The 26164-nt window shown below is 52.1% G+C and carries 22 protein-coding genes; 6 read left to right on the top strand and 16 right to left on the bottom strand.

Annotated features, from left to right (window positions below):
• From G462_RS23085 to G462_RS0116250, 7 genes are all read right to left on the bottom strand, one after another.
• The coding region (locus G462_RS23085; RefSeq protein ID WP_035478045.1) for an IS4/Tn5 family transposase DNA-binding protein at positions 1–214 on the bottom strand (214 nt) is incomplete at its 3' end.
• 140 nt (positions 215–354) lie between these two features.
• The gene (locus tag G462_RS0116225; RefSeq protein ID WP_035478046.1) at positions 355–1080 is read right to left on the bottom strand and encodes an amino acid ABC transporter ATP-binding protein; all 726 of its coding nucleotides are present in this window, start codon (positions 1078–1080) and stop codon (positions 355–357) included.
• A 19-nt stretch (positions 1081–1099) separates the two neighbouring features.
• A complete protein-coding gene (locus G462_RS0116230) occupies positions 1100–2047 on the bottom strand; it encodes an amino acid ABC transporter permease (protein ID WP_026959928.1) in 948 nt (315 codons plus the stop codon).
• Positions 2048–2119: 72 nt separating this feature from the next.
• Positions 2120–2914 carry a transporter substrate-binding domain-containing protein gene (locus G462_RS0116235; protein WP_026959929.1) on the bottom strand — a complete coding sequence of 265 codons (795 nt, stop codon included), beginning with the start codon at positions 2912–2914 and terminating at the stop codon, positions 2120–2122.
• Between the two features lie 402 nt (positions 2915–3316).
• Entirely contained in the window at positions 3317–4978 is a 1662-nt protein-coding gene (asnB, locus tag G462_RS0116240) for an asparagine synthase B (RefSeq protein ID WP_026959930.1), read from the bottom strand.
• A 143-nt stretch (positions 4979–5121) separates the two neighbouring features.
• Positions 5122–6753 carry a cation:proton antiporter family protein gene (locus G462_RS23090; protein WP_051326805.1) on the bottom strand — a complete coding sequence of 544 codons (1632 nt, stop codon included), beginning with the start codon at positions 6751–6753 and terminating at the stop codon, positions 5122–5124.
• Between the two features lie 14 nt (positions 6754–6767).
• Positions 6768–7517, bottom strand: a complete 750-nt coding sequence (locus G462_RS0116250; RefSeq protein ID WP_026959931.1) for an HAD-IIA family hydrolase — start codon at positions 7515–7517, stop codon at positions 6768–6770.
• A gap of 125 nt (positions 7518–7642) precedes the next feature.
• On the opposite strand from G462_RS0116250, the gene G462_RS0116255 reads away from it, so the two are divergent.
• The 3 genes from G462_RS0116255 to lpxM all read left to right on the top strand — a co-directional run bounded on the left by G462_RS0116255 (position 7643) and on the right by lpxM (position 10143).
• On the top strand, positions 7643–8650 hold the full coding sequence (locus G462_RS0116255; protein WP_211234232.1) for an adenosine deaminase: 1008 nt from the start codon (positions 7643–7645) through the stop codon (positions 8648–8650).
• Positions 8651–8707: 57 nt separating this feature from the next.
• Positions 8708–9037: an antibiotic biosynthesis monooxygenase family protein gene (locus G462_RS0116260; RefSeq protein WP_026959933.1), complete on the top strand. Its 330-nt coding sequence runs from the start codon at positions 8708–8710 to the stop codon at positions 9035–9037.
• 158 nt (positions 9038–9195) lie between these two features.
• Entirely contained in the window at positions 9196–10143 is a 948-nt protein-coding gene (gene lpxM / locus G462_RS0116270; protein WP_035478050.1) for a lauroyl-Kdo(2)-lipid IV(A) myristoyltransferase, read from the top strand.
• A 27-nt stretch (positions 10144–10170) separates the two neighbouring features.
• On the opposite strand, the gene G462_RS0116275 is transcribed toward lpxM, so the two are convergent.
• From G462_RS0116275 to G462_RS0116285, 3 genes are all read right to left on the bottom strand, one after another.
• Entirely contained in the window at positions 10171–10860 is a 690-nt protein-coding gene (locus G462_RS0116275) for a DUF2982 domain-containing protein (RefSeq protein WP_035478053.1), read from the bottom strand.
• A gap of 70 nt (positions 10861–10930) precedes the next feature.
• Positions 10931–11224, bottom strand: coding sequence for a DUF1244 domain-containing protein (locus G462_RS0116280; protein ID WP_026959936.1), 294 nt, complete (start codon positions 11222–11224; stop codon positions 10931–10933).
• A gap of 5 nt (positions 11225–11229) precedes the next feature.
• Positions 11230–12219 carry a DUF2333 family protein gene (locus tag G462_RS0116285; RefSeq protein WP_026959937.1) on the bottom strand — a complete coding sequence of 330 codons (990 nt, stop codon included), beginning with the start codon at positions 12217–12219 and terminating at the stop codon, positions 11230–11232.
• Positions 12220–12498: 279 nt separating this feature from the next.
• Here G462_RS0116285 and G462_RS0116290 point away from each other — a divergent pair, with 279 nt between their 5' ends.
• On the top strand, positions 12499–13035 hold the full coding sequence (locus tag G462_RS0116290) for a hypothetical protein (RefSeq protein WP_157378654.1): 537 nt from the start codon (positions 12499–12501) through the stop codon (positions 13033–13035).
• A gap of 53 nt (positions 13036–13088) precedes the next feature.
• Positions 13089–13499 carry a hypothetical protein gene (locus G462_RS0116295; protein WP_026959939.1) on the top strand — a complete coding sequence of 137 codons (411 nt, stop codon included), beginning with the start codon at positions 13089–13091 and terminating at the stop codon, positions 13497–13499.
• 31 nt (positions 13500–13530) lie between these two features.
• Here G462_RS0116295 and G462_RS0116300 read toward each other — a convergent pair whose 3' ends face one another.
• Positions 13531–14853: an MFS transporter gene (locus G462_RS0116300; protein ID WP_026959940.1), complete on the bottom strand. Its 1323-nt coding sequence runs from the start codon at positions 14851–14853 to the stop codon at positions 13531–13533.
• A gap of 270 nt (positions 14854–15123) precedes the next feature.
• On the opposite strand from G462_RS0116300, the gene G462_RS0116305 reads away from it, so the two are divergent.
• A complete protein-coding gene (locus G462_RS0116305; RefSeq protein WP_026959941.1) occupies positions 15124–22104 on the top strand; it encodes an Ig-like domain-containing protein in 6981 nt (2326 codons plus the stop codon).
• Between the two features lie 210 nt (positions 22105–22314).
• Here G462_RS0116305 and hisIE read toward each other — a convergent pair whose 3' ends face one another.
• From hisIE to hisB, 5 genes are read right to left on the bottom strand one after another with little or no spacing between them, the layout of a single operon-like run.
• Positions 22315–22932, bottom strand: a complete 618-nt coding sequence (gene hisIE, locus G462_RS0116310; protein ID WP_026959942.1) for a bifunctional phosphoribosyl-AMP cyclohydrolase/phosphoribosyl-ATP diphosphatase HisIE — start codon at positions 22930–22932, stop codon at positions 22315–22317.
• Positions 22929–23702, bottom strand: coding sequence for an imidazole glycerol phosphate synthase subunit HisF (hisF, locus tag G462_RS0116315; RefSeq protein WP_026959943.1), 774 nt, complete (start codon positions 23700–23702; stop codon positions 22929–22931). The genes hisIE and hisF overlap by 4 nt, the downstream gene beginning before the upstream one ends.
• On the bottom strand, positions 23702–24460 hold the full coding sequence (gene hisA, locus G462_RS23095) for a 1-(5-phosphoribosyl)-5-[(5-phosphoribosylamino)methylideneamino]imidazole-4-carboxamide isomerase (RefSeq protein WP_051326806.1): 759 nt from the start codon (positions 24458–24460) through the stop codon (positions 23702–23704). Before hisA ends, hisF begins: the two co-directional genes overlap by 1 nt.
• Before the next feature lies 1 nt (position 24461).
• A complete protein-coding gene (hisH, locus tag G462_RS0116325) occupies positions 24462–25070 on the bottom strand; it encodes an imidazole glycerol phosphate synthase subunit HisH (RefSeq protein ID WP_026959944.1) in 609 nt (202 codons plus the stop codon).
• Between the two features lie 8 nt (positions 25071–25078).
• Positions 25079–26149, bottom strand: a complete 1071-nt coding sequence (hisB, locus tag G462_RS0116330; protein WP_026959945.1) for a bifunctional histidinol-phosphatase/imidazoleglycerol-phosphate dehydratase HisB — start codon at positions 26147–26149, stop codon at positions 25079–25081.
• Between the last annotated feature and the right edge of the window lie 15 nt (positions 26150–26164).

The following is a 26164-nucleotide window of genomic DNA, read 5'->3' on the forward strand; positions in this document are numbered from 1 at the left end:
CTGCGATAGCATCAGGGGATATGCGGTCATTACGAATGAAGCGGTAAGCCCCTTCCATATCGGCGGGTGAAATAGCCAGTTTAGACACAGCGACTCCGGGTTGGCTGGCAAGTGAAGCAGCTAGCGATATAAGCCTTTGAGTACGTCTGGGGTCATTGAGCTCTGCCTGACTAAACTGCGCTTGTGCCCACTCCATTGGGTTTGAACTGTCCATCGTAACCATCTCATTGAGAAATCTAAATGATCTGATCACAAGGTGAGGATTGAGTTCAAAAAAAATCCCCGAACGATGTTCGGGGATTTGTGTATAAGAGACAGCCGTTACGGTGGCTTTTTCAATCCTTTTAGGTGGCTTTACAGCACCATCGACAGGAACTGGCGCAGGCGTGGGTTCTCTGGGTCATCAAAGAACGCCTCTGGCGTTTCATTCACCAACAGCTCGCCGTCTTCCATAAACAGTACCCGGTCGGCCACTTCACGGGCAAAGCCCATTTCGTGGGTCACCACCACCATGGTCATGCCTTCAGCGGCTAAGCCTTTCATAACGTCCAATACCTCGCCAACCATCTCGGGGTCGAGCGCCGACGTGGGTTCATCGAACAACATGATGTTTGGCTTCATGGCCAAGGCGCGGGCGATTGCTACACGCTGCTGCTGACCACCGGAGAGGTGCGAGGGGTAGTTGTCCATGCGATCGCTTAGGCCAACGCGTTTTAGTAGATCACGGGCATCAGTTTCGGCAGTGGCGGCATCGCGCTTTGCAACTTTAAGTGGCGCCAACATCACGTTACCCAAGGCGGTCTTGTGCGGGAACAGGTTGAAGTTTTGGAACACCATGCCCACTTCTTCACGCAGCTTGTTGATATCGGTGCTTTTGGCGTACATATCGGTGCCATCGACGGTGATACTACCGCTGCTGATGGTCTCTAACTGGTTGAGCGCCCGCAAAAAGGTTGACTTGCCCGAGCCAGAGGGGCCGACGATAACCACCACCTCACCGCGGTGCACGGTGGCACTCACGTCTTTAAGTGCATGACAGCCATTGGGGTAAATCTTGTTGATCTTGTCGGCAACGATCATGTCATTGCCTTGATAATCTCTAGTCACTGGCTGACAACCTCTTTTCTAGTCGTTGAATGGCCCAAGACAAGCTACTGGTCAGCAGCAAGTAGAGCAGGGCGACGGTAAACCACACCTCGAAGGGGGCAAAGCTGCCGCTAACTACTTCGCGACCGGCTTTGGTCAAATCGGTAATCGAGATCACCGATACCAGTGATGAATCCTTGATCAGGTTGATAAACTGACCGGCCAATGGCGGCAGGGTGCGCTTGAATGCCTGCGGTAGGATCACGTAGATCATCGCTTTCGGGTAGCTCATACCCAGCGAGCGGGCCGCTTCCATCTGGCCTTTGGGTATCGACTGAATACCGGCACGGACAATCTCTGCCACATAGGCAGCGGTAAACAGTGAAAGGGCAATCACACCGGCAACGAAACGCTCAAGGTCGAACACGGTGCCAATGAAGAAGTAAACGATAAAGATCTGAACCAGCAGTGGGGTACCACGGATAAGCTCGACATAGGCGATGGAGAGCTTCTTAACCGCCGGATTCGACGAGATGCGCATCAGGCCGATAATCAGGCCGAGTACGATGGCAAACAGCAGTGACCACAGCGAGATCTTAATGGTGACTATCAGGCCTTCGGTGAGCGGGCCAATGCGCCACTCTTCCAGCGATGCTAAGCGATCGCCTTCGAAGATCAGGTCGCCTTCATAGACCAGCAAGTCTTCGTATTCGCTGAGATCGACCAGCACATCACCGGCCAGCGATTCGAGTACTAAGTCGCCCTCGGCATTGCTGACAATGTTGCCGTCTTCGGGGGCGGTAACCGCCGATGCTTGGTTATTAACGATGTAAGGAACGACGCGTTGCCAGTTCCAGTTGTAATCAATCTTCTTGCCGGAGAGAAACACCAAGCCGCCAAGGGCAACCAGGATCAGGACAAAAAGGGCGTTCCAGCCAAGGTTTTTGTATTGGGTCTGCATATATGACTCTGGTAAAACACGTGCTGGCGAACCGTACAACACGCTCCGGTTCGCCGTAGAAGGTCAATGGGTTTATTGAACCTGCTCTAGCCACGCATCATCTTTGAACCACTTATCATAGATGCGATCGTAGGTTCCGTCGCCGCGGATTTGGCGCAGGTAACCGTTCAGGAAGTTCAGCATGTCAGGATCGCCCTGACGGATTGCCCAGCCAAGAGGCTCGAAGGTGAATGGCTGATCAAGGTGAACCAGCTGACCTTTGTTCTCAGCATCATAGATGGCGTTGTAGGGAAGGTCATACACGAAGGCATCGGCCTTACCGTTAATCACTTCCAATACCGCTTCTGACTGAGTCTCATAAAGGTTTAGTGTAGCTTTTGGAATGTAACGCTTAATCGCGCCTTCACCGGTGGTACCCAGCTTGGTCACAATGGTGTACTCATCGCTGTTCAGGTCGCGGTAGCTGGTGATTTTGCCTTCCAATTTAGGGCTAAGTAGGATGGTTTGGCCGATGGTTACGTAAGGGTCGGCGAAGTTCACCTGCATGTTACGTTGTGGGGTAATGGTCATACCGCCCATGATCATGTGACACTTACCGGTAAGTAGGGTTGGAATAATGCCATCCCAAGCGGTGTTAACCGGTACGTACTTCACGCCCATCGCGCGTGCCATTTGGCGGCCCAGGTCGATATCGAAACCGATGTATTGGCCGTTTTTCGCAGTCATCTCGAAAGGCATGTAACCGGCGTCAAAACATACGCGCAGTTCGCCTTCTTTGGTGATTTCTTGAAGTAGGGTGTCTTGTGCGAAGCTGCTGGCACTGATCAACGCCAGCGCAGCCGCTGCGGTGCGGATAAATCCTTTCATAATAATCCTTGTTTTTACTCTTTTTTTTGTTGTACCTAAAGCTCTGCAAAGGCCTGCTGAGACAGTGGTAACATGTTGTGTTGCGTGACTTTTATAGCAGAATTAGTCGTTGCTGGGTAGGGTTATCAGGGCATGCGAGTGTTAATTGAATGTAAAGTGCGCAAAGAGATTCAGTAATGTAGCTTGTCAGTAGCTTGTGGTGTCTTCGTTTAGCTTTTATCGAGGTGTTGCAAGGGTGTTAATGCGCTTCGACAGCAATTATTCAAGATGCTGCCTACTTACCACGAGCGAGAGTTCAGATAGCTAAAAGCAGGGCGGCTCGCCGCGGTTTACCTTCGGCAATCACTGAAAGTAAAAAACCAGCCCGTAGGCTGGTTTTTGCATGCTAACTCGATGCTTAGTCTAGTAAGCGTCGTTGTGTACGGAGGCTGCGCGACCTGAAGGGTCAGCGTTGTTTTGGAAGGCTTCATCCCACGCCAATGCTTCTGGCGTCGAACAGGCCACAGACTTGCCGTGCGGCACACACTTAGCGGCAGAGTCTTGCGGGAAGTGCTCTTCGAAGATAGCACGGTAAAAGTAGGCTTCCTTGGTGTCAGGTGTGTTGATTGGGAAGCGGAATGCCGCATTCTCCAGCTCAAGGTCTGACACTTCCAGCTCAACCAACTCTTTCAAGCTGTCAATCCACGAGTAGCCCACGCCGTCAGAGAACTGCTCTTTCTGGCGCCAAGCCACGCTGTGTGGCAGGTACTGCTCGAAGGCTTCGCGCAGGATGTGTTTCTCAATCTTGCCGTTGCTACACATCTTCGCTTCAGGGTTGAGGCGCATTGCCACGTCCAAGAACTCTTTGTCGAGGAAAGGTACACGACCTTCGATGCCCCAAGCTGCCAGCGACTTGTTGGCGCGCGCACAGTCAAACATGTTTAGTTTGCTTAGCTTACGCAGGGTTTCCTCGTGGAACTCTTTCGCGTTCGGTGCTTTGTGGAAGTACAGGTAGCCGCCGAATACTTCATCGGAACCTTCGCCAGAGAGTACCATCTTGATGCCCATCGCTTTGATCTTACGCGCCATCAGGTACATCGGGGTGGATGCACGGATGGTGGTCACATCGTAGGTTTCGATGTGGTAGATCACGTCGCGCAGTGCATCGATACCTTCTTGCACGGTAAAGTGGATCTCGTGGTGTACGGTACCCAAATGCTGAGCCACTTCTTGTGCAGCAATAAGATCGGGTGAGCCTACCAGGCCAACTGCAAACGAGTGCAGTTGTGGCCACCAAGCGCCGCTTTGGTCGTCGTCTTCAACACGCTTGTCGGCGTAGATCTTGGTAATTGCCGAGATAACGGATGAATCCAGGCCGCCAGATAGCAATACGCCGTAGGGTACGTCACACATCAGCTGGCGCTTCACGGCGGCTTCCAGCGAGTCGCGTAGCTCGTCTACTGAGGCTTCGTTGTCTTTAACGGCATCGTAAGACATCCAGTCACGCGCGTAGTAGCTGGTGACTTCGCCATCTTTGCTGTACAGGTAGTGGCCCGGAGGGAACTCCGTGATGGTTTTACAGATAGGCGACAGCGCCTTCATCTCTGAGGCAACGTAGAAGTTACCGTGCTCATCGTAGCCAGTGTATAGCGGGATAATACCGATGTGGTCGCGGCCAATCAGGTAGGCGTCTTCTTCGGCATCGTACAGGCAGAAGGCGAAGATACCGTTGAGATCATCTAAGAAGGCAGGGCCTTTCTCTTTGTACAAGGCCAAGATGATTTCACAGTCAGACTCGGTGGCAAACTGGAAGTCTACATTCAGATTCTTCTTTAGGTCCTTGTGATTATAAATCTCGCCATTTACCGCCAGTGCGTGGGTCTTTTCTGGATTGTAGAGGGGCTGAGCACCGTTATTCACGTCGACGATAGACAGTCGCTCGTGAACCAGAATTGCATTCTGGGAGGTGTAAATCCCTGACCAGTCAGGCCCGCGGTGGCGCAAGCGTTTGGACATTTCCAGCGCCTGCTTACGCAGCTCGCTGAGGTCGCTTTTTATATCAAGAACACCAAAGATGGAGCACATAGAAATCCTTTTTTACTCTAATTTTTACAACTAAACGAAGGTGCATCACTGCACCATTCGTTGGAACCTTTCAATTTGCCAAGATTTGCAGATTTTGCAAGCTTTAGCGCGATAAAAATGGGGTTTTTACTGATTTCAGTCAGTTAAGCCCGAAAGCGTACGTTTTCACCGGCTTGCTTGTCCCCTTGGGGGCTTTTTTCGGAGGATAACAGTTCGTTATAGACGTGCTCAGCAAAGCCCGCACCCGCCTCGTTGTAAAGGTTGAATACTTCGTCGGCCCCTAAGCGCCGTAATTTTTTAGCTTCATCCGCAAACTGACATATCGCCGCAATTTTCGCATTGAAATTGCCTTTTTTGAGCTGTTTCAGCGCATATTCGTTACCGTGGTGGTGAGGCATGGCGAGTAGTACTAGCTTCAACTCTGAGCTGGGGTGAAGCTTTTCCCAGAAGTCGGAGTCGGTTGCGTCCCCCTGAATCACTGCGCGGCCTTGATTGATCTGTCGCTCGATTTTGTCCAGATCGGTGTCAATACCGATCACCAGATCAGGGTAGTGTTGCTGCATCAGATCGTAGGCACCTTCACCGATGCGCCCCATCCCAAGAATAACGACCTGCATCTGGCCCAGTTCAATCGGCTGATCTTCAATGTTCAGGCGCTTACGTTGCAAGCGGCGCAGCACCGGCAACAGCCATTGGTAGACCTTATCGGCGTTCTTGTGGATTGGCGCAGAGATCATAAAGCTGATACTCACCGCCATCGCCAGAGCCGCCATCCACTCGCCCGGTAGCCAACCCAGTTTCACGGCAATCGCACTGACAATCAGGCCAAACTCGCTAAAGTTACCGAGGCTTGCAGCCCCGAGGAAGGCGGTACGCGAGCGCAGGCGGAAGAACATCAGCAGCAGCATATACGCGGTGTTTTTTACAAATAGCAGCGCACACAAGATCAAGGCAATACCGAAGGCATCCCAGCTCGGTGGGTAGCTCAATCCAATCGACAGGAAGAAGGCAACCAGCATGATCTCTTTAAAGCTGAACAAGGCCTTAGCCATGTAGTTGGCGCCAGAGTGGCTCGCCAGCAACATGCCCATGACCAGCGCACCGATGTCTGATTTGATGCCCACCAACTCAAACAGTTGCGCACCCACCACCAACGCCAAGAAAAAGCCCAAAACGATTTGCAGCTCGCCGTGGCCGACCCGATCAAGCAGCCGATAAAACAGCGGCCTTAGTGGCCACAAGAACAGCAACAGCGGCGCGTAAAGGGTGGGTAGCTTACCGGTACTGGCAGCCAAGAACACCACAGCAAAGATATCCTGAATAATCAGGATGCCAATGGCGACCCGCCCATACAGCGCGTTCATCTCACTTTTATCTTCCAGCGCTTTTACCGCAAATACGGTCGAGGAGAAGCCCAAGGCAAACGCCAGTAGGTAGATGGAATGCTGTTCTAATCCGCTGGTCAACGGTAGCTCAGCAAAGCGAAACGCCATGAGGCACAAACTAAAGAATACCAAGCTGCCGAGCATATGAAGACTGGCAGTGCCGATCACCTCTTTCTTAAACAGTGAGCGGATGTCGAGTTTCAGGCCAACCGTGAACAGCAGCAGAGTTACGCCTAAATCGGCGGCGCTGTTCACCAACTCCATCTCGCTGAAGCCTGCATAGTGCAAGATAAAACCAGCGCTTAGAAAACCGATTAGTGGTGGTAGGTGGAGCAAGTGGGCAGCATAGCCCGCTAAAAAGGTGATAGTGATAAGTAGAGAGACTTCCATTCGCGTGCGGCTACCTACAGAAAATCAATGGCAGCTACGTTGGGTAGCACGTGGTTGGGGCGGAAGGGGACCGCTTCGATATCAGCTTCATTGCTGACACCGGATAGCACCAGAATAGTCTCAAGACCTGCCTGAAAACCTGCCAGGATATCGGTTCGCAGGTTGTCGCCGATGATCACAGTTTGCTCGGCGTGGGCGCCCATCTTATTCAAGGCGGCGCGGATGATCCAGGCACTAGGCTTGCCGACATAAAAAGGCTTGCGGCCGGTGATCCGCTCAATGGGCGCACACAGCGCGCCGCAGGCTGGGCTCATATTTGGCCCATGGGTATCGGGGTTGGTGGCAATAAACTGCGCCCCCTCTGCAACGAACTTGGCAGCCAACTGAATCATATTCCAATTGTAGTTGCGGGTTTCGCCCACCACGACAAAGTCAGGGTTGATATCGGTAATCGTGAAGCCGGCGCTGTAAAGCTCGTGGATAAGCGCGCCTTCACCGATCACATAGGCTTTGTTGCCCGGTTGGCGTTTAAGAAAATCAGCGGTCGCCATTGCCGAGGTATAAAAACACGAGTCGGGGATCTCAAGGCCAGCGCTGGCAAAGCGATTATGCAGGTCCTGCGGGGTTTGTGCGGGGTAGTTGGTGAGTATCACTAACTTGACCTGCCGCTCGAGCAGGCCTTGTATAAATTGGTCTGCTCCCTTAATCAATTGGTTGTCGTGGAGCAACACTCCATCGATGTCGCAGATGACCGATTTCGTCATGGCTTTATCCTAGAACCTTAGCTGTTAACATTAGAGTAACGTAGCGCAATGCAATTGAGCCAGTGAAAGTTTGTGAAAGCCCCGCACAATACGCGGCGATCTCACTGATTTTAAAGGAGTGGATTATGCAACTGGAAGCGTTTATCAAGCAACTGCCAAAAGTTGAACTGCACGTTCATCTCGAAGGTACCCTCGAGCCTGAGCTGATGTTTGAGCTCGCCAAGCGCAACAACATTAAGCTGCCCTATGCCTCGGTGGAAGAGGTCAAACAGGCCTATCAGTTCACCGACTTGCAGAGCTTTTTAGATATCTACTATCAATCTGCTCAAGTACTTTGCACCGAGCAAGACTTCTTTGACTTGGCCATGGCTTACTATCAGCGCTGCCATGAGCAAGGCATTGTTCACACTGAAGTGTTTTTCGACCCGCAAACGCATCTACCTCGAGGTGTGGCTATCGAAACGCTGTTTGCAGGCCTGTCTCGTGCAAAGCAGGTGGCTGCCCAGCAGCTGGGCGTAAGCGTCGAGTACATCCTGTGCTTTCTGCGCCACCTTAGTGAGGAGGATGCCATCGATTGCATGGAGCAGGCTCTGCCTCACGGAGAACACTTTATTGGCGTGGGCCTCGATTCGTCCGAGTCGGGTAACCCACCCGAGAAGTTTGCCCGTGTATTCGCCATGGCGCGCGAGCAGGGGTTTAAGTGTGTCGCCCACGCCGGAGAGGAAGGGCCTGCGGAGTACATTAAAACTGCGCTGGATATGCTGAAGGTCGAGCGTATCGATCACGGTGTGCGTTGTATCGACGATAGCAAGGTGCTCGCTGAGTTGGTTGCCAAGCAAGTGCCCCTGACGGTCTGCCCCTTATCGAATGTTGCGCTCAAGGTGGTCGACAAGCTCGAAGACCATCCTTTGCCACAGATGATAGAGCAGGGCTTGCTGGTCACCATCAACAGCGATGATCCTGCTTATTTCGGTGGGCAACTAGAGCAGAACTTAACCGCCTGTGCCCGCGCATTTGGCTGGGATAAACAAATGTTAGCAAAATTGAGTATCAACGCAGTTATTTCCAGTTGGGCAAGGTTAGAACAAAAAATTCTATATATTCAACAAATTAATCGCCTGCTTACAATCTAAAGCAGCTAGACTTACAACAAATGCTTAATCTGTTATTAACAAAGTCAGGAGCGACATATGTTTGTTGTATTTTTCAGATGGAAACTGCGCGAAGAGATGATCAAGGAGTTCAAAGAGGGCTGGTCTGAGGTCATCCATGTGAATATTGATAAGTTTGGCGCGCTGGGTTCGCGCCTTCACAAGGCCTCCGATGGCACCTGGGTCAGCTACTCGCAGTGGCCTACCAAGGACCATTGGCTTCGCTCCAAGGAGAGCGAAACCTTGGTACAAGACGCCCGCGCCAAGATGCGCAAAGCCATTCTGTGGCAAGACGAACCTCTGTTAATGGCACCACAGATCGACCACTTCGTCTCCAGTAAACTCGAAGCAAACGGCTCGTTCGCTTAATTCTTTAGTACACGTTGTTTCCGCGTTTGGCTAAACCCGTTCACAGGTTTAGCCAAACGCGGCTGTGCGACTAGGTGTTGCTTTGCCTCCGATAATCTTGCTTTCGTGCTGCGCTGAAGTAAACTGTGCGGCTTGTTCAAGCAGTGCAAAGCACAACGATGATAAAATATAAGCACCCTGTTTTTACACTTCCTTTCGACTGGCGCTGGCTAGCTCCCAAGTTCTGGGGCACTTGGCTGACCGGTGGTCTGATTATCCTATTGGCGTTTGTTCCCCCTAAAGTGCGTGATCGCATCGCGGTGGTCATAGCTAACCAACTGTTTGAACGTAAGTTCCTTAAAAAGCGTCGCGCGATTGCCGACACCAATCTTAGCCTGTGTTTTCCCGAGATGAGCAGCGAACAGCGGGTTGAGTTGATGCGCAAAAACACCCACATTTTTGTGCAGTTAATCTTAGGGATTGGCGAGTTGATAGCCCGATCGCCAAAGCACCTGCATCGCCGCATCCGGGTTGAGGGCGAAGAGAATGTCCGCGAGATCCTCGATAACAACGAGCATTTTGTGGTGTTACTGCCGCACACCTACCCGGTTGATTATGCGGGGCTGTATTTTGCTTCCCAAGGTATTCCGATGTGCACCATGTTCAAGAAAAGTCGTAACCCGGTGGTCGATTGGGCGATGCTCAAGCAACGCACCCAATATGGAGGCTTAATCTTTGAACGCAGTGCCGGGCTTAAAGCATTGATGAAAGCGATCCGCGAAGGTTACGGCTGTATCTACCTGCCCGATGAGGACTTGGGCCCTGATGCTAGCATCATGACCCCGTTTTTTGCGGCTGATAAAGCGACCATTCCGGTGCTGGGCAAGGTCGCTAAAACCACTAATGCTAAGGTCCTTCCGGTTTACGCTGGGTATGATGGCGAGAAGCATGAGGTAGTGCTGTACATCCACCCGCATATTTCAAACTATCCAACTGGTGACATTGAGCAAGACACTCTATTGATGAATCAGGAGATTGAGAAGTTGGTACAACGTTCACCCGAGCAGTACATGTGGACGCTTAAGTTACTAAAAACGATGCGCGGTACTGATAAGCGACGCTATTAACCTCCACTGGAACTTACTTTTTACTAATTACTGGGCCTCTTCTCTGAGTGCTTCGTTGCGGTAGCGATTGAGCATCGCCACGAAGTCTTTGGCATCCCGGTCCAACGAGCCTTGGTCGATGAGCAAATCGTAGCCGGTTAGCCGGCGCATCTTGTTCATACGATGGGCAAACATGGCGGTCAGTCCGGTGTAGATCTTACCATTAGCGGCAGTGAAGTAATCATCCTCGAGCAGTTGGTCGCTAAGCGATGCCTTCGAGCAGTTCAAGCACTCGTTTCGCAGCGCAGCCAACAAGGCGCTGCGTTGTTCGGTGAGAAGGTGCGCGATTAAGCGCGGTGAGATGGTGTCGAGTAGCACCTGGTTGTCTTTCAAACGAAGACCCACGTAATGCATTTCCTTCCAGTCCAAGCCTTGTTGCAACTTAGGTATGTCTGCGCGCTGCAGGTTGTCCCACTTAACCACCCAGCCACCATATCGATGATGGAACTGCATATGATCAAAACACATGATTACTGAGTAGCGTGGTTGGTAGATTTTGTCGGCGCCTACCCGAATAGCCAGGTAAGCGGCAAAGAACAGGAGTGACGCAACCAGCGATACCATCATCAGCTCTTGATAGAGAATAATAATACCGCTGGTAAACAGTAGGGCACTGCCCCAAATTAACGTTTTAGCGTGGTTCGACGCAAAACTTCGAACGCGAACAGTTTTTGGCATACTCAGGCCTCCGTTTAACACTGCTTACGCAAGGCAATAATGTTAAGACTAGACCGAGACTGAATAAAAACTACTCCTTTTCTGACTGTCGCTTCTCAAAAGCGGCAAGTTGCTCAGCGGTTGCGGGGCGTTGAAATCTGTCTTTCCACTCGGAGTAGGGCATGCCATACACATGCTCGCGCGCTTGCTCGTAGTCCAGCGCTACGCCGCGCTCTTTGGCTTCGGCGACCATCCACTTGGCCAGACAGTTGCGACAAAAATCTGCCAGTATCATCAACTCGATGTTTTGCACCTCTTTATGGTTGTCTAAATGACTGAGTAGGCGTCGAAAGGTGGCGGCTTCGATGGCTTGTTGTTGGTCCATGATACCTATCCTCGGGTAAGCAGGTTGTTGAGGTTGATGATGGCAGCGTTGGCGCGGGAGATGTAGTTGGCCATAACCAGGCTATGATTGGCCATTAGACCAAAGCCGGTGCCGTTGAGGATCATCGGACTCCAAACCGTGTCTTGGGTTGCTTCTAGTTCGCGCACGATTTGGCGTACCGCTACCGTGGCGTTTTTCTTCTCTAACACGCCACCAAAGTCTTGCTCAATAGCTTTGAAAAAGTGGATCAACGCCCAAGCCTCACCGCGCGCTTCGTAAAATACGTTGTCAATTTGCCACCACGAGGTCTTGATCACCTCTTCGCTTGGCGCGAAGGTGCTTTGGGTGGCGCCTTGCTCACCCGCCAAGCTAGTGTTTACCCGACTGCGGCCAACTGCTGCGGCAAGGCGTTGCGACATACTTCCCAAACGTGACTGTACCTCACCTAGCCATACCACCAAGTTATCAGCGCGGGCATAAAACTGGGCGTTGGGGTCGTTGGGATCGGCCAGCTGGGTGCGATAGGCGCGTAGCGCCTCGATGCCGTCGCGGTACTCCGCTTCTGCTGACGGGAACTGCCAGCTACTATGGTCAATGTTGAACTTAGGCTGAGCAATTTTTAGCTGAGCATGTTCGGTGGACTGGGCCTGTGAGCGGCTGAAGTCTTTGCGCATAATTAACGCTAGATCTCGGACCTGATTAAGTGCGCCTAGCTCCCAGCTGGGCATATTGTCCATTAGTACACTCGGAGGCATCACATCATTACTGAGGTAGCCGCCGGGCTTGCCCAGCAAGGTCTCGGAGACATGAATCAGTGCCGTCACCGTGGCATAGCCGGTAACTGGATCAAAGCCTTCTTCTGACGCTTGTTGTTGGCTCAGCGTCTTAATATCGGTGATGTCGGGCTCGATACTCCAGTAAACCGCCAGTAGGTAGTTAAACAGGAAGATAGCTAGCACGATGCCAATGATTTTGCGCTTGGTTAGATGGAACATTCAGGCGTCCTTGTGTTGCATCATAGGGGATACGGTGGTGAAACAGACCGTGGAACAGCTTCAAGTGTAATCAAAGGCTTAAGGCATAGCCAACGTAGAACTTGCGGTTGTGTACATGCCGAGCACTGGTGAGCGATGCCAGCCTGCTCCTACAGCGTAGATCAATTTTTGCTTAATTTGTTAATCAGTCTTGAAGCTGACATCTGAGTCGCTTATTCTCTGGGGCGCGATGAAAGGATGCATCATTATTTTTGGGCTGTAGATAATGGTGGATTAACAGTGAACTGCAGAAAAACACTACTTGCTTTACCTTTTTTGGCTTTGGCGCTTTGCCAATCCGGCTTTGCTTCCGCAACCAGCGACAACTATGACCCTTATGTGGGGCTGCTAATCGATTACCAACTTGCCGATCAAGATATGCTGGGCGTAACGCTAGCGGTTAGCCACTTTGATCGCAACTTTCCGCGTTGGGGCTACTATGCGGGTTATGCCAGAGGCAAAGATGAGAAGATTGATCATTCTGATTACGATGATTATAAGATCAAGAATCAGATGTATCGCTTTGGCTTAAGCTACTCGGTTCACCCCAGAATCACCGCATTTGGTGGGCCGGTATTGCATCAATACTCCCATCACTACCGCGACAAATACACCGCGCTTTGTACTGATTGCGAGGCTCGTAGCTACCATGATAAGTACAAGGCTTGGAGCGGCGAAACCGGCATTCGGGTAAACATTAGCGATAGCGTGCTACTATCTGCGAGCTATAACTGGGCAGTGGACAATGTGATGCTAAGTATTGGCTTTCGCAACTAAGCTACCGATGCCCTTGGTTGGATATCTCAAAGCATAAGTTTAAAGAGGATTGGATGAACGGATTGAAGTGGCTGTGTGCTTTGGGATTGGTGGTTGGCAGTAGTGCGCTGGCTAAACCAATAGAAGAGGACCTGTGTCGCCACCTGAGCGGTGATTGGCACGGTAGCGCCAGCTATCCCGAGCTAGACATGCAGCAAACCTGGCAGGCAAGCTACCACCCAGACGGTCGTTTGGTATTAGTCTTTACCAGCGAGCATCAAGGGGCAGTGAGTGAATCTCAAGAAGTTGGGGTTTGGCATTGCTATCGAAACCTGCTGCGTAGTATTCATGCGCCGGAGGGTTCAGAAGATGGCATGGAGCCCATGTACTACCATCTGCGTCGCGCCAATCAACAGCAAATCCACTATGTGAGCGTCAGCGACAACGTGTTTTTCGGCAAATACTTCGTGGCGTATCGCGACTGAGCAGCTGTGCGCCACTTAGTCGATGTACAAGCTACTGGGCGTTGGTCGAGGGCTGGCGGCTATCGAAGGGAACCCGCAGCAGAAGTAGTGCTCCTATGACAAAGAAGGCCAGTACTAGGAGTATGCCTTGCTGTCTTCCCAGCGCATCTGAGACCAGTCCAAAGCTCATCCCCAGCAGTGTTGCTACCCGGCTAAACATGCCCCAGAAGCCAAACATCGCAGCGCTTTGGCCTTTTGGAGACAGCAGTCCCACCACCGCGCGGCTGGCACTCTGGGTGCTGCCGATACCGCCGCCAGCAACCAATGCAATCACAAAGAACAGCTGTTGCTCGCTGACCGAGAACAGCCCACTTAGTGGGGTGAGGAAGTAGATCCCCAACACGCCTGCCATCCACCATAACAGCGTTGCCAACACCGTGTTTTTAGGGCCGATAAAAGCTTCCAGATAACCAAACGCAATGGCGCCACCCAGAGCACTGAACTGTAGCAAGATAAACAGTTGGGTAAGCGCCGCTGGGCTGAGCTCGACCACATCCACTGCGTAAATCCCGACAAACTTAATAATCACAGCGACGCCCGCCGAGTAAACAGTAAAGGCCATGAAGAACTTAAACAGCTGTGGCGCATCTTCAATCACTTCGCGGTAGTGGCGCAGTCGCTGGGTCGATAAGGCTAATAGCTGCTTCCAGCTCATCTTTTCGAACTCAGGGTGGGGGTGATAGCGGTCTTTTACCAACAGAAAAGTGGGTAGTGAGAAGATCACGTAGTAAAGCGCAATCGCTACCATCGCCCATTGAACTTGGCTGACATAGCTGGCGGTCGCGCTGTCTGGATCGGCGGTAACAATCCCAAAGTTAACCAAGATGATGCTAAGCAGCCCGCCTAGGTAGCCAATCCCCCAGCCAATCCCCGACAGGCGCGAGATATTCTTGTCGTTCGAGATATCGGTTAGTAGCGCCCCGCAAAAGGCTTCGCTCATCATCCATGGCACGTTACTGAGCACAATCAATGCGATGCCCAGCCAGACTTGTCCGGGAGCCACAAAAAACAGCAGCGCGGTAAACACGCTGCAGGCGAGGGTGCACACCAACAAATACGCTTTTTTATTGCCTGAATAATCACACAATACGCCGACCAGCGGAGAGATTATCAAGGTAATCACCGTTGAGATGGCAATCGCCAGCGACCAATAGCTATCGCGCAGTACCGCCCCTTCGGGCACGATGACATTGACGAAAAAGACCGAGTAAACCAGCGAGATCACCACAGTGGTGTAGGAAGAGTTGGCGACATCGTAGAGCGCCCAACCGAGCACTTCGCGTCGGGTAATCGGTTCGCCATAGCGGTTTAACATGGGTATTCCTTAAAGGATGTTTAGCTTCCAGATTACGATATTAATATTACAGATAGGGGCGTGATTACCAGCCTCGCAATGTTATGACCGGACAGTTGAGCACATATTACCTGTCTAACATGCCGCAATATGGGTCATTGCCATAGCATTCAATCGGTTAGTGTCTATCTGTGAAGATATTTTGATAGTGCTCAATACTACCTTGACCTTCTGAACACATAATAAAAATCAGTTATAGCTTTGATAAATCAGGATAAGGAAATCACAAAGATGTTTCAGCAACGATTCTTGCTTTACGTTGTATTTGTGGTGGCATTTGCGCTTACGGGATGTGGGGGCAGTGGTGCAGAGGAGGAATTAGCTCGTGAGACACATCGTCAAGTCGATGAGATGAGTGTGGTGACGTTACGAGCTGAGGATGGAACCGACTACATGTGGCAGCAGCTTGATGGTCATGCGGTTACCGCTGAGCGTTGGGATGGTCAATCGCTAACTTTCATCGCTCCAGAGACAAATAGTGAACTGGTGTTACGTTTCGCCGTAGACGTTGACGGCGTTCGTCAGTTATTCGACGTGACGGTGCTTCCCATCCTTGAAGGCTGGATTGTGGATGATCCGATTGCATCTGCTTCGGTGCAAGTGTTCGGGGCTGATGGCGTGTTGCTGGGGGATACAACGAGTGATCTGAGTGGGTTTTACTCTTTCCACGGTATCACAGCGTCTGATTTGGTACGTGTAGTCGTGGAGTCTGGCTCCGGCATTACACGTGACGGGCGGCATTTTGATGCAGAGCTTGAGGCCGTCTGCGATATTAATAGTCAAGAGCGGTTCGCCTGTTATGTCACCCCCATGTCAACCTTACTGACCAAGGTGATTGACGAGGATGAGAATCTAAATTCCCCTCACGAAGCAAAGAGTGAATTAACAGAATGGTTGGGGGTGGAAACCCTCGCCGATCTGTTTGTCGAAGACCAAGGTAATACTGAAATCAATATACTCAGCGCACAAAAGGCTCGAGTAGTAATTGGCCACGGTGAGGGTTTAGATGATTGGATAGCTGGCGTGTTAGCTTACGCCGCTGCGCTCGGGCAAGGAGTGGCTCCCAGCGATACGCTGCAAACATGGTTTGAACAAGGCCGAGTCACTGGTGAACCTTTGCTGGTGGCTAATAGCATAACCAAGCATATAGATGCAGACCCGTTTGTATTATCCGTCGACGGTGGCCACGGTGGACAACGTAGCTACAAAAGCGCCAATCCAGACGTTGCTACGATTGATGAAAACGGAAGGGTACGTATAGTTGGGGGCGGACACTCTGTCCTCGAAGTTAGCGAAGCTTCGACAATGTACTTCGAACCACAAACTGCGCTGGTTGGCCTAATTGTTACGCGCCCAAACAATGTTCCCCTTTATTTCCAGACCAGCATGCAAACAGTGAGCGCAGTCGATCAAAATCTACAGTTTTTGCCAACTGGCGGCAACGGTGGAAGATTACGTTTTGAAAGTAGCAGCCCCGAAGTCGCGCAAGTTGATCAACATGGCAACATTCGAGTGATTAAAGCAGGCAAAGCAACAATTACCGCATTCGAAGAAGCAAGTCTCGGTTTTGATGCTCAAAGCGCAAGCTACGTGCTGAACGTATTACCAGCCGAGAGAAACACACTGTATTTTGACCAAAATGAAGTAAACCTTACTCTGGACACTGATACATATCACCAAGCGGTCAATGGTACTAATGATGAAACAAGCGTGTACTACGAAAGCTCAAATCTAAGGGTGGCAACGGTAAGTGCTGATGGCCGTGTTAGTGTCACTGGCGCTGGGGTTACAGTTATCAGTGCGATTGAAGCGCAGACCGACGTCTACGCACGGCAGATCGCGAGTTACCGCCTTTATGTTAGCTCAAGTCTTGGGCATGAGTTGTCAATGAGTTGCCCAGAGAATTTGCATTTGAATGGCCCCGATTTTTACCCTCAAGTGATTGGGGGAAATGGTGGACTGTTAAGCTTTAGCGTGCCTGAAAACAACGCTGTTGTTAGCGTGACACCGGAAGGGCGTGTGACAATCCTTGGTGTAGGAACTGTTAACCTACAGGTTAGTGAAGCTGCCCAAGGTGGTTACCTCGCGCAATCGGCTCAGTGTCAAATTGTGGTTTCTCGGCAAAACAGCGCAACAGTCAGTATTGACAGTATTCCCCAGAAAACAGTGGGCGATGCGCCATTCACGTTAACCTTCAGTGGAGGGCATGAAGGCCAACGTAGTTACACAAGCTCAAACGCTAACGTTGCTGGTATTGACGAACAGGGGCAAGTGACGCTTTATGGCTCGGGTGAGGTAACCTTGAGTGTCTATCTGGCAGCAACCGATACCTTCAACAGTCAAGAAGCACACTATAGTCTGACCGTGTCGAAGGGCGTCGGTAATGGCCTATCGTTGGTCTTGCCTGATAGTGTTAGTGTAGATAGCTCGCCGTTTAGCTTGTTAGTCAAAGGCGCACACGACGGAGCGTTGAGCTATCACTCTACCAATCCTCAGGTCGCCAGTATTAGCGGTGGCGGCGAAGTCACTGTTCATAATGCCGGTAATACAACGTTTGAAGTGACACAGCAGGAAAGTAATAACTTCCTCGCTCAAAGCCAAAGCATCACTCTTCGAGTCAATAAGGGCTCGGGCCAACCGCTTAGTATCATGCCGCTAGGTGAGCTTACAATTGACAGTGGTTCCTTCAACCTAAAAGTGCTGGGCGGCAATGGTGCCCAAAAGCGCTACAGCAGCAGCGATACTTCGGTAGCGCGCGTAGAAGCATCAGGCATGGTGAGTATACATGGAGTGGGGGCCGTCACTCTACAGGTGAGCGAGGCTGAAAGTGCCAACTACAAGCCCCAAAAGGCAGAGCTTACCGTGCACATAGGTAAAGGTCGGGGTAATCCTCTTTCGTTTATCTGTCCTGCAGCCACGGCGTTGCAGAGCTACACGCTACAAGCGGTAGGCGGCAACGGTGGGCAAATTAGTTATAGTATACCGACAGAGACTCGCGTGGCGAGCGTCAGTGGTCACACCTTGAGCGCTTTGGCCTTTGGTGAGGTAGCGATTACAGCCAGCGAAGCGACCAGTGATGACTACATGGGTCAAAGCGTGAGCTGTACGCTCAGCGTCGCTAGAGCAGATGCGTCACCATTAACTATCACGGCGTTAACCGGCATTACGGTAGATAGCGCTGCGCAGCAAATCATGACCAATGGTGGGAGTCACAGCGATATTCGCTTTAGTGGTGACCGCGATGAGATTGCGACGGTAAGCGCCAACGGGGTTGTCACCATCAACGGTTCAGGCAGCGTTATTATCACTGCAACTCAGACCGAGAATGAGATTTACAAGGGACAAACGGTTACCTACACCTTGGAGATCGCCAAGGGGCAGGGCCAGCCGCCAACTCTTACAGCTGTGGAAGGCTTAACATTCGATAGCCCCCAAACCTTTACCCAGCAAGCCAGCAGCGGTAATGGTGGTAATCTAAGCTTCGAAAGCAGTCACAGCGATGTGGCGCAAATTGATGCTGCAACTGGTCAGGTCACTATCCTTAAGGCCGGTTCAAGCACCATCACGGTGACGGAGCAAGAGAGCACAAATTATCTGGCGCGCAGCGCAAGTTATGAGTTGATTATTGCCAAAGGGCAGGGGCAGTCAATTGAAATCTCTCTCCCATCAGTGCCGTTTGACTATAGCCACAACACCTTTAGCTTTGTTGTAACGGTTGATCATGGCAACAACGGCACACTAACGTTCAGCAGTTCAGATGAGGATGTCGCCACCATCGAACCATCGTTTTGGGGAGGGGGGGCATTATTAATTGTTGGCGTGGGGCAGACCACGTTGACAGTAACTGAAGAGCACGAAAGTTATCACACCCAAAGCGCCACTCATCTATTGACGGTCGCTAAAGCGCCAGGAATTAAGCCAACATTCACAGAGCTCACCGGCCTAAGTTATGAAGACAAAGGAAAAAGCTTTACTCAACAGGCGAGCAGTCAAACGGGTGGCAGTTTAAGCTTTGCCAGTAGCAACCAAGCGGTCGCCAGCTTTATCAGTGGCACTAATCAATTGAAGATTAATGGCGGTGGCGATACCACCATTACGGTGAGCGATGATGGTGGCGCCAACTACGAAGCGCGCGAAGCGGGTTATGTTTTGTCAGTTGCGAAGATCCAAGGCGCTGCGCCAAGCGTAATACCACTCATTGGGCTGAGTTACGATGACCTTTACCAAACCTTTGTGCAGTCGGCCAGCGCTTCTAATGGCGGTACGTTGCTGTATTTCAGTCATAGCCCAAAGGTGGTGACCGTTGATAGGGTAACCGGTGAGCTCACCGTTCGAGGCATTGGCACAGCTTCCATGGAGATCGTTGAGACGGCAACCGATGACTACGACGCGAGTAGTCTTAAATATGAAATAACAGTTGCCAAAGGTCAAGGCCAGCCGCCAGCACTCACTCCCCTCAGTGGCCTGAGCGTGGATGATAGAAATGACGAGCACACCCAGCAAGCAAGCGCTGGTAATGGTGAAAGCCTGAGCTTTAGCAGTAGCAACCAAGATGTAGCCCGTATTGATGCTCAATCTGGCATTATTCAAATACTCAAAGCAGGTGACACCCAAATTACGGTGACCGAACAGGAAGGGCAGTATTATCTAGCGCGAGACGCCAGCTACATGCTTAACATAGCAAAAGGCAGTGGCAATCCCCTTGAGCTGAGCTGCCCTTATGCGGTTGAAACTGAAATACATACCTTGCACGCCAGCGGCGGTAATGATGGCACCATTACTTACAGCGTGCCCCATCCCAATGACGTGGCCCAAATCAGTGGCAAGCAAATCACTGCCTTAACCCCAGGGGCGGTGGTAGTGACGGCCCATGAGGCCGAAAGTGATAGTTATCATGCTCAAAGCGCCCAGTGTGAGTTCATTGTCTATGCGGCGGGCAGCGAGGATTTGTCGATTAATGCGCTTAGCGGTATCTCGGTTGATAGTGAGCCCGTGCAGCTTACCACCCGTGGGGGCAATGGGGCAGAGGTGAGCTTTAGCACCGATAGTGATTGGTATGCATCGCTCGACTCTGATGGCTTACTAACCACCCATCACGCCGGCACGGTTGTGATCACCGCATCTCAAGGCCAGAGCGGTGTATATCCAGCCGAAAGTGCAACCTATACATTGGAGGTGGCAAAAGGTGAAGGCACTAAGCTGGTGATAGATGATCCCGGAAAACTCACGCTAAACAGTAACGGCTTTGTTCTTTGGACAGAGGGCAATCTTTCTCGAACAGCGCGAAGCTATATAAGCTCAGATCCCTCAGTTGTTACGATTAATGACAAGGCCTGGGTAGTAATCCAAGGGGCGGGGCAAGCGCTTATTACGGTGACGGAGCCTGAGTCGGATGACTATAAGGCACAAGAAGCAAGCATTTCCCTCGTTGTTGAGGCTGTGCCGAGGGTGCTTAGCGTATTTACAGCAGGCTATGGTGTTGCTGCGGCGCTGCACGACGATGGCTCGCTCACTACTTGGCAAGATGGATATGGCAACTTCGAAAGCGCGGACAGCAGTGGCAGCGCAGTAAACTCGGTGAGTGGCACGTTTAACCCCGATAATCCGGTGATATCGGTGACGCCAAGCTATGATGCCTTTGCGGCATTACACCAAGATGGCAGTGTTACCTGCTGGGGCGATGAGGACTATGGTGGGGACTGCAGCGCCACTGTAGTGGACGCTAGTAGCTCTGCCGTTGGTGTAGTCAACCCCGTGATGGCGATTTATACCACCGGTTCGGCTTTTGCTGCCTTACACAGAAATGGTGCAGTGACGGCATGGGGCGATAAAGACGATGGCGGCGATTGTAGAGCGGAATGTTCTAAGCTCATTGGCGCGGATCCGGTGGTGGTGATCCATTCCAATCGGGATGCGTTTGCAGCCCTTCATGCTAGCGGTTCGGTAACCACATGGGGTGATGACGCAAGGGGCGGTAATAGCAGCGATACCGCCGTTGATGCTAGCAGCGCTCTGTTTACTTCACCCGTTAGGGCTATTTATTCAACGTATGGTGCGTTCTCCGCGCTACATGCGAATGGCTCAGTGACCTCTTGGGGTTTCGGCCGCGCTGCGGACAACGACGACATGTGGGACGCGGTGCAAAGCTCAACCGATGTAAATCACGACACGACTAATAACCCTGCGATAGAACTCTATTCAATGAACGGTGGCGTTTTTGCGGCTGTACATAAAAATGGCGCGATAACCTCATGGGGGAATATCCCCGACTTCTTATCGACACAGAGTAAAGATACAGCGGTTGATCAGGGCCATGATGACTTTGACTCAGAAAACCCCGTCATTGACGTGCGCACCGTCAAAGGTGAGTTCGCTGCTTTGCATAACGATGGTTCGGTGACTCTCTGGGGGGGGAGAAATTATGCGACATCAAGAGAGAGTGTTCAGAAGCGTCTTGATGACAGCGGACCTGTGGTCACTATTTACTCATCCTCTAATGCATTCGCGGCGCTACATGTGGACGGAAAAGTCACCGCCTGGAACGAGTGGGGGATAGAGTCGACTTTAAACAGTTCAGGGGTAAATTCTGAAGACCGTCCCCCTGTTGTGTCAATTTACCTCTCGGACTATGCATCCGCCGCCTTGCACCGAGATGGCTCGGTAAGCACCTGGGGAAACTCGTATTATGGTGGTGACAGTAGCGGCACATCTGTCGGTGCGCCCGGGGACAATCCCGTTACAGCGATTTATCCGCTGAAGTCTGGTTTTGTCGCCATACATAAAGATGGCGCGCTATCAATCTGGGGGGCAGGGCCTGAGATGAGCCCGGAGGTTGCGGAACGCCTGGGCAGGGCCTTTGACGCGCTCTCTGCCTCGGGTGATCGCGATGCTACGGGCAACGGTATCAGTATTAATGATGCCATTGATGGCTGTGAGCCACCTTATCTCATCATAGGCCTGCAACCTTGCCTGGATCCCGGCCGGCTCGATAGCAATGGTGACGGCATTTCTGATCGGCATTATAGCTTGGTTGAGGGAGGCGGAGCGACTGCAGTATATAGCCATGCTGGAGATTGTTTACCTGATATGGATGCAGACTGTGACCCGCGCAGACCCAAGCAACGCAGGCCTAATGAGGAATACGACCGCCTAGGCTTTGTCGAGGACTGGGTGTTGCCAGCAAATGAGCGTAATGTTCCATTATTTGAGTAAGTCGCAGAAGGGCACGGAGCTACATAGTTTCGTGTCCGCACTGGTCTAGCATGTTCGCCTATCGCGCACATTCAAGCCGAGTCATTGAGCAAATGTTCTGGTGTTGGCTATGTCGTTTGAGCTTGTCGCTGCGATAGTGGCTTAAACCATCTGCCGACAGATGGCGAAGGGCGGTTGGCCATCTTCGCCATTGCTTCATCTATGTTCGGATCAACGATGGCGATTAGCCAAACACTCAACCACTTCAGCGAAGCTTACCTCTTGCTTCTCTAACAGCACCAACAGGTGATACATCAGATCGGCGCTTTCGTTGATCAGCTCTTCACGGTCGTTAGCCATGGCGGCCAGCGCCACTTCTACGCCTTCTTCACCGACCTTTTGGCTAATGCGCTTGGTGCCCTTGGCGAATAGCTTAGCGGTGTAGCTTTGCTCTGGATCGGCGCTCTTACGCTCGTGCAACACTCGCTGTAGATCGGCGATAAAGGTCAGGTCCGGGTCTTTATGGCCTTCGAAGCAGGTTTCATTGCCCAGGTGGCAGGTGGGGCCAATAGGGTCAACCGCAACCAGCAGGGTATCTTTGTCGCAGTCCAGCGTGATGCTTTTAAGCTGTAGCACGTTGCCAGAGGTTTCACCCTTGGTCCACAAGCGCTGCTTAGTGCGCGAGAAGAAGGTGACTTGCTTGGTGTCGATAGTTTTAGTCAAGGCATCTTGGTTCATATACCCGAGCATCAAAACCTTGCCGCTGTGGTCGTTTTGCACCACGGTCGGGATCATTCCATCAACTTTGTCCCAGTCGATTGCTTGTTGTAGTTGTTCTAACTGGCTCATAGTCGGATCGCCACCTCTTGTTGTTTCAGGAACTGTTTTAGCTCACCGATGTTGATAATACTCTTGTGGAACACGCTGGCGGCGAGGGCGCCGTCAACGTCGCTTTGGTTAAAGGCGTCGGCAAAATGCTGCATCTCGCCGGCTCCGCCGGATGCGATGAGCGGCACCTTACAGATCTCACGAACCCGCGATAGCTGCTCTAAATCGTAGCCTTGGCGCACGCCGTCTTGGTTCATTACGTTTAGCACGATCTCACCTGCGCCGCGCTCTTGCACCTCTTTCACCCAATCAAAGGTGTTCCAAGTGGTGGTCACGGTGCGTTTCTCATCGCCGGTAAACTGCTTAACCTGATATTGTTTTGTTTCTTCGCAGTAGTAGGAGTCGATACCGACCACAATGCATTGTACGCCAAACTTGTCGGCCAGCTTGGTAATCAGGCTGGGATCGGCCAGGGCAGGGGAGTTAATCGATACCTTGTCAGCGCCGTGTTGCAGGGTGCGGTTGGCATCGTCGATGGTTTTGATCCCGCCCGCCACGCAGAAGGGAATATCGATCACTTCGGCCACGCGGCTTACCCAGCTTTTGTCGACTACTCGGGCATCGGAGCTGGCAGTGATGTCGTAGAACACCAGCTCATCGGCGCCTTCTTCCGCATAGCGCTTAGCCAGTGGCACAATGTCGCCCATCACTTCGTGGTTGCGGAACTTCACGCCCTTAACCACCACGCCATCTTTTACGTCCAGACAGGGAATTATCCGTTTCGCTAGCATTAGCCTTGGCCTCCTACTAACTCTTCACCGGCCAGGCAGGCAATCGCCTCGCGTACTGTGAATTTACCTTCAAGCAAGGCACGGCCAACGATAACGCCAGAAACGCCGCTACCCCGTAGGGCTGCAATATCGTCTAACTTGCCGATGCCGCCGCTGCTTTGCCAGTGCACCTCAGGGTAGAGAGCGCATAATTCTTGGTAGAGCTCAACGTTGGAGCCGACCAAGGTGCCATCGCGGCTGATGTCGGTACACAGCACGTGCTTAAGGCCTGCCGGCTTGTAGATATCAAGGAGCTGCTCAATGCTGACGCCGCTGTCTTCCTGCCAGCCTGAGATGGCGACAAACTTATTGCCTTGGGCGTCGATGTTTAGATCCAGCGCCAATACAATGTGCTCGGCGCCGTATTTGCGCATCCAGCCTGCTACCATTTCTGGCTGCTTCACCGCGGTGGAGCCAACCACCACGCGCTGCGCACCGGCGTCGAGCAGGTCAATCACGTCTTGTTCGCTGCGCACGCCGCCGCCGATTTGGATCTTGGCTGGGGTATTAGCAAGTAGCTCACGGATCACGTCTAGCTGACGGGCGTTGGTGTCTTTGGCGCCATCTAAATCAACCAAGTGCAGCCAGTCAGCGCCTTGCTGGTTGTAGTCGTTAAACTGGCTCTGTGGGTCGTCGCCGTAAACGGTTTTTTGTGCGTAGTCGCCTTGGTAAAGGCGTACGATTTTTCCATCAATCAGATCTAATGCTGGGATGATCATCTTACATCTCCAAGAAATTCTTAATCAGTTGGGCACCGGCCTTGCCACTGCGCTCAGGGTGGAACTGCACGCCGAAGAAGTTATCGCGGCCCACTGCAGCGGTGAAGGCATTGCCGTAATCACATTCCGCTAGGGTGTGCTCGCCAACCGGCAGGGCATAGCTGTGAACAAAGTAGAAGTAGCTGCCCGGTTCGATATCTTTAAACAGCGGGTGATCGCTTTGCGGTTGGATCTGGTTCCAGCCCATATGCGGTAGGCGCTGACCGGGGGCGGGCTCCATCAGACTAACGGTGCCGGGCACCAGGCCCAAACATGGAACAGGCTCATCCGCTTGCTTCGCACCGCCTTCGATGGAGAACTCTGCCAGCATTTGCATGCCTAGGCAGATCCCAAGTAGCGGTTTATCCACTTGCTTGACCAGCTCAATCAGGCCGCGTTGGCGCAGGTTTTCCATGGCCTCGGTGGCAGTACCTACGCCGGGTAGGAACAGCTTGTCGGCGCCAAGGATGTCTTCGCGCTCTTTGGAGATCACCACCTTGTAGCCCAAACGCTCAACGGCGAATTTGACCGAGCTTAGGTTGGCACAACCGGTATCAATAATGACTATCATCGTTTCTCCTACAACATGCCTTTGCTGCTAGGCAGGGCATCGCCAGATTTAATAATCGCTTGGCCCAGGGCGCGGCCGAATACTTTAAATAGTGCTTCTACCATGTGATGGGTATTCTTGCCGGTGGTCTCCAGGTGCAGGGTACAAGCCATGGCATCGGAGAGTGAGCGGAAGAAGTGCGGCACCATCTCGGTGGCAAAATCGCCGATATTCTCGCGTGGGAAGTCGGCGTTAAACTCAAGGTGGGCACGGCCGCTAAGGTCGAGGGCACATTGTGCCAGACACTCATCCATTGGCAGAACAAAGCCAAAGCGGCCAATGCCACGCTTATCGCCAAGGGCTTCTTTTAACGCATTGCCCAAGGCAATGGCGGTGTCTTCCACGCTGTGGTGATCATCGATGTGGTAATCACCAACCACTTTAGCCTGTAGCTGAAAGCCGCCGTGGGTGGCGATTTGATCAAGCATGTGATCAAAAAAGCCAAGGCCGGTGTCGATTTGATTGCCGCCGGCGTTGTCCAAGTCGACCGCAATCTTGATTTGGGTCTCCTTGGTGTTGCGCTCGATGGTCGCCTTGCGGCCAAGCTGGGTAAGGCGGCGCTCAATGGCAGGCCAGTCCATGCTTTCGCGGTTGTACTGAATGCCCTCCAAGCCCATGTTCTCGGCCAGCTGCACGTCGGTTTCGCGATCACCAATCACAAAGGAGTTGGCAAAGTCGATCACGCCGCTGCGCAGGTAGCCTTTAACCAGCCCTAGGTTGGGCTTGCGGCAGCTGCAGTTATCTTCTGGGAAGTGCGGGCAAATCAACACCTCGTCGAACACCACGCCTTGCGAGGTGAAGATGTCCATCATGTAGTTTTGCGCCAGCTCGAAGTCGGCGGTGGGGAAGCTGTCGGTACCCAGGCCATCTTGGTTGCTAACCATGACCAAACGGTAACCGGCAGCTTGTAGCTTAAGCAAAACAGGGATCACCTGTGGCTCAAGTTTGACCTTCTCGAGGCTGTCTACCTGCTTATCGGTGATGGGCTCATCGATAAGGGTGCCATCGCGGTCGATGAATAGAATTTTCTGTGTGTTCACAACGTGAGTCCTTGT

Origin of the sequence: Aliagarivorans taiwanensis DSM 22990 (assembly GCF_000429505.1) — a bacterium.
Lineage (GTDB): Bacteria > Pseudomonadota > Gammaproteobacteria > Enterobacterales > Celerinatantimonadaceae > Aliagarivorans > Aliagarivorans taiwanensis.

What these genes read in the sequence shown, in the direction of transcription:
- G462_RS0116225 (WP_035478046.1), bottom strand. Translation starts at nt 1,080, where the DNA reads ATGATCGTTGCCGACAAGATCAACAAGATTTACCCCAATGGCTGTCAT.
- G462_RS0116230 (WP_026959928.1), bottom strand. Translation starts at nt 2,047, where the DNA reads ATGCAGACCCAATACAAAAACCTTGGCTGGAACGCCCTTTTTGTCCTG.
- G462_RS0116235 (WP_026959929.1), bottom strand. Translation starts at nt 2,914, where the DNA reads ATGAAAGGATTTATCCGCACCGCAGCGGCTGCGCTGGCGTTGATCAGT.
- asnB (WP_026959930.1), bottom strand. Translation starts at nt 4,978, where the DNA reads ATGTGCTCCATCTTTGGTGTTCTTGATATAAAAAGCGACCTCAGCGAG.
- G462_RS23090 (WP_051326805.1), bottom strand. Translation starts at nt 6,753, where the DNA reads ATGGAAGTCTCTCTACTTATCACTATCACCTTTTTAGCGGGCTATGCT.
- G462_RS0116250 (WP_026959931.1), bottom strand. Translation starts at nt 7,517, where the DNA reads ATGACGAAATCGGTCATCTGCGACATCGATGGAGTGTTGCTCCACGAC.
- G462_RS0116255 (WP_211234232.1), top strand. Translation starts at nt 7,643, where the DNA reads ATGCAACTGGAAGCGTTTATCAAGCAACTGCCAAAAGTTGAACTGCAC.
- G462_RS0116260 (WP_026959933.1), top strand. Translation starts at nt 8,708, where the DNA reads ATGTTTGTTGTATTTTTCAGATGGAAACTGCGCGAAGAGATGATCAAG.
- lpxM (WP_035478050.1), top strand. Translation starts at nt 9,196, where the DNA reads ATGATAAAATATAAGCACCCTGTTTTTACACTTCCTTTCGACTGGCGC.
- G462_RS0116275 (WP_035478053.1), bottom strand. Translation starts at nt 10,860, where the DNA reads ATGCCAAAAACTGTTCGCGTTCGAAGTTTTGCGTCGAACCACGCTAAA.
- G462_RS0116280 (WP_026959936.1), bottom strand. Translation starts at nt 11,224, where the DNA reads ATGGACCAACAACAAGCCATCGAAGCCGCCACCTTTCGACGCCTACTC.
- G462_RS0116285 (WP_026959937.1), bottom strand. Translation starts at nt 12,219, where the DNA reads ATGTTCCATCTAACCAAGCGCAAAATCATTGGCATCGTGCTAGCTATC.
- G462_RS0116295 (WP_026959939.1), top strand. Translation starts at nt 13,089, where the DNA reads ATGAACGGATTGAAGTGGCTGTGTGCTTTGGGATTGGTGGTTGGCAGT.
- G462_RS0116300 (WP_026959940.1), bottom strand. Translation starts at nt 14,853, where the DNA reads ATGTTAAACCGCTATGGCGAACCGATTACCCGACGCGAAGTGCTCGGT.
- G462_RS0116305 (WP_026959941.1), top strand. Translation starts at nt 15,124, where the DNA reads ATGTTTCAGCAACGATTCTTGCTTTACGTTGTATTTGTGGTGGCATTT.
- hisIE (WP_026959942.1), bottom strand. Translation starts at nt 22,932, where the DNA reads ATGAGCCAGTTAGAACAACTACAACAAGCAATCGACTGGGACAAAGTT.
- hisF (WP_026959943.1), bottom strand. Translation starts at nt 23,702, where the DNA reads ATGCTAGCGAAACGGATAATTCCCTGTCTGGACGTAAAAGATGGCGTG.
- hisA (WP_051326806.1), bottom strand. Translation starts at nt 24,460, where the DNA reads ATGATCATCCCAGCATTAGATCTGATTGATGGAAAAATCGTACGCCTT.
- hisH (WP_026959944.1), bottom strand. Translation starts at nt 25,070, where the DNA reads ATGATAGTCATTATTGATACCGGTTGTGCCAACCTAAGCTCGGTCAAA.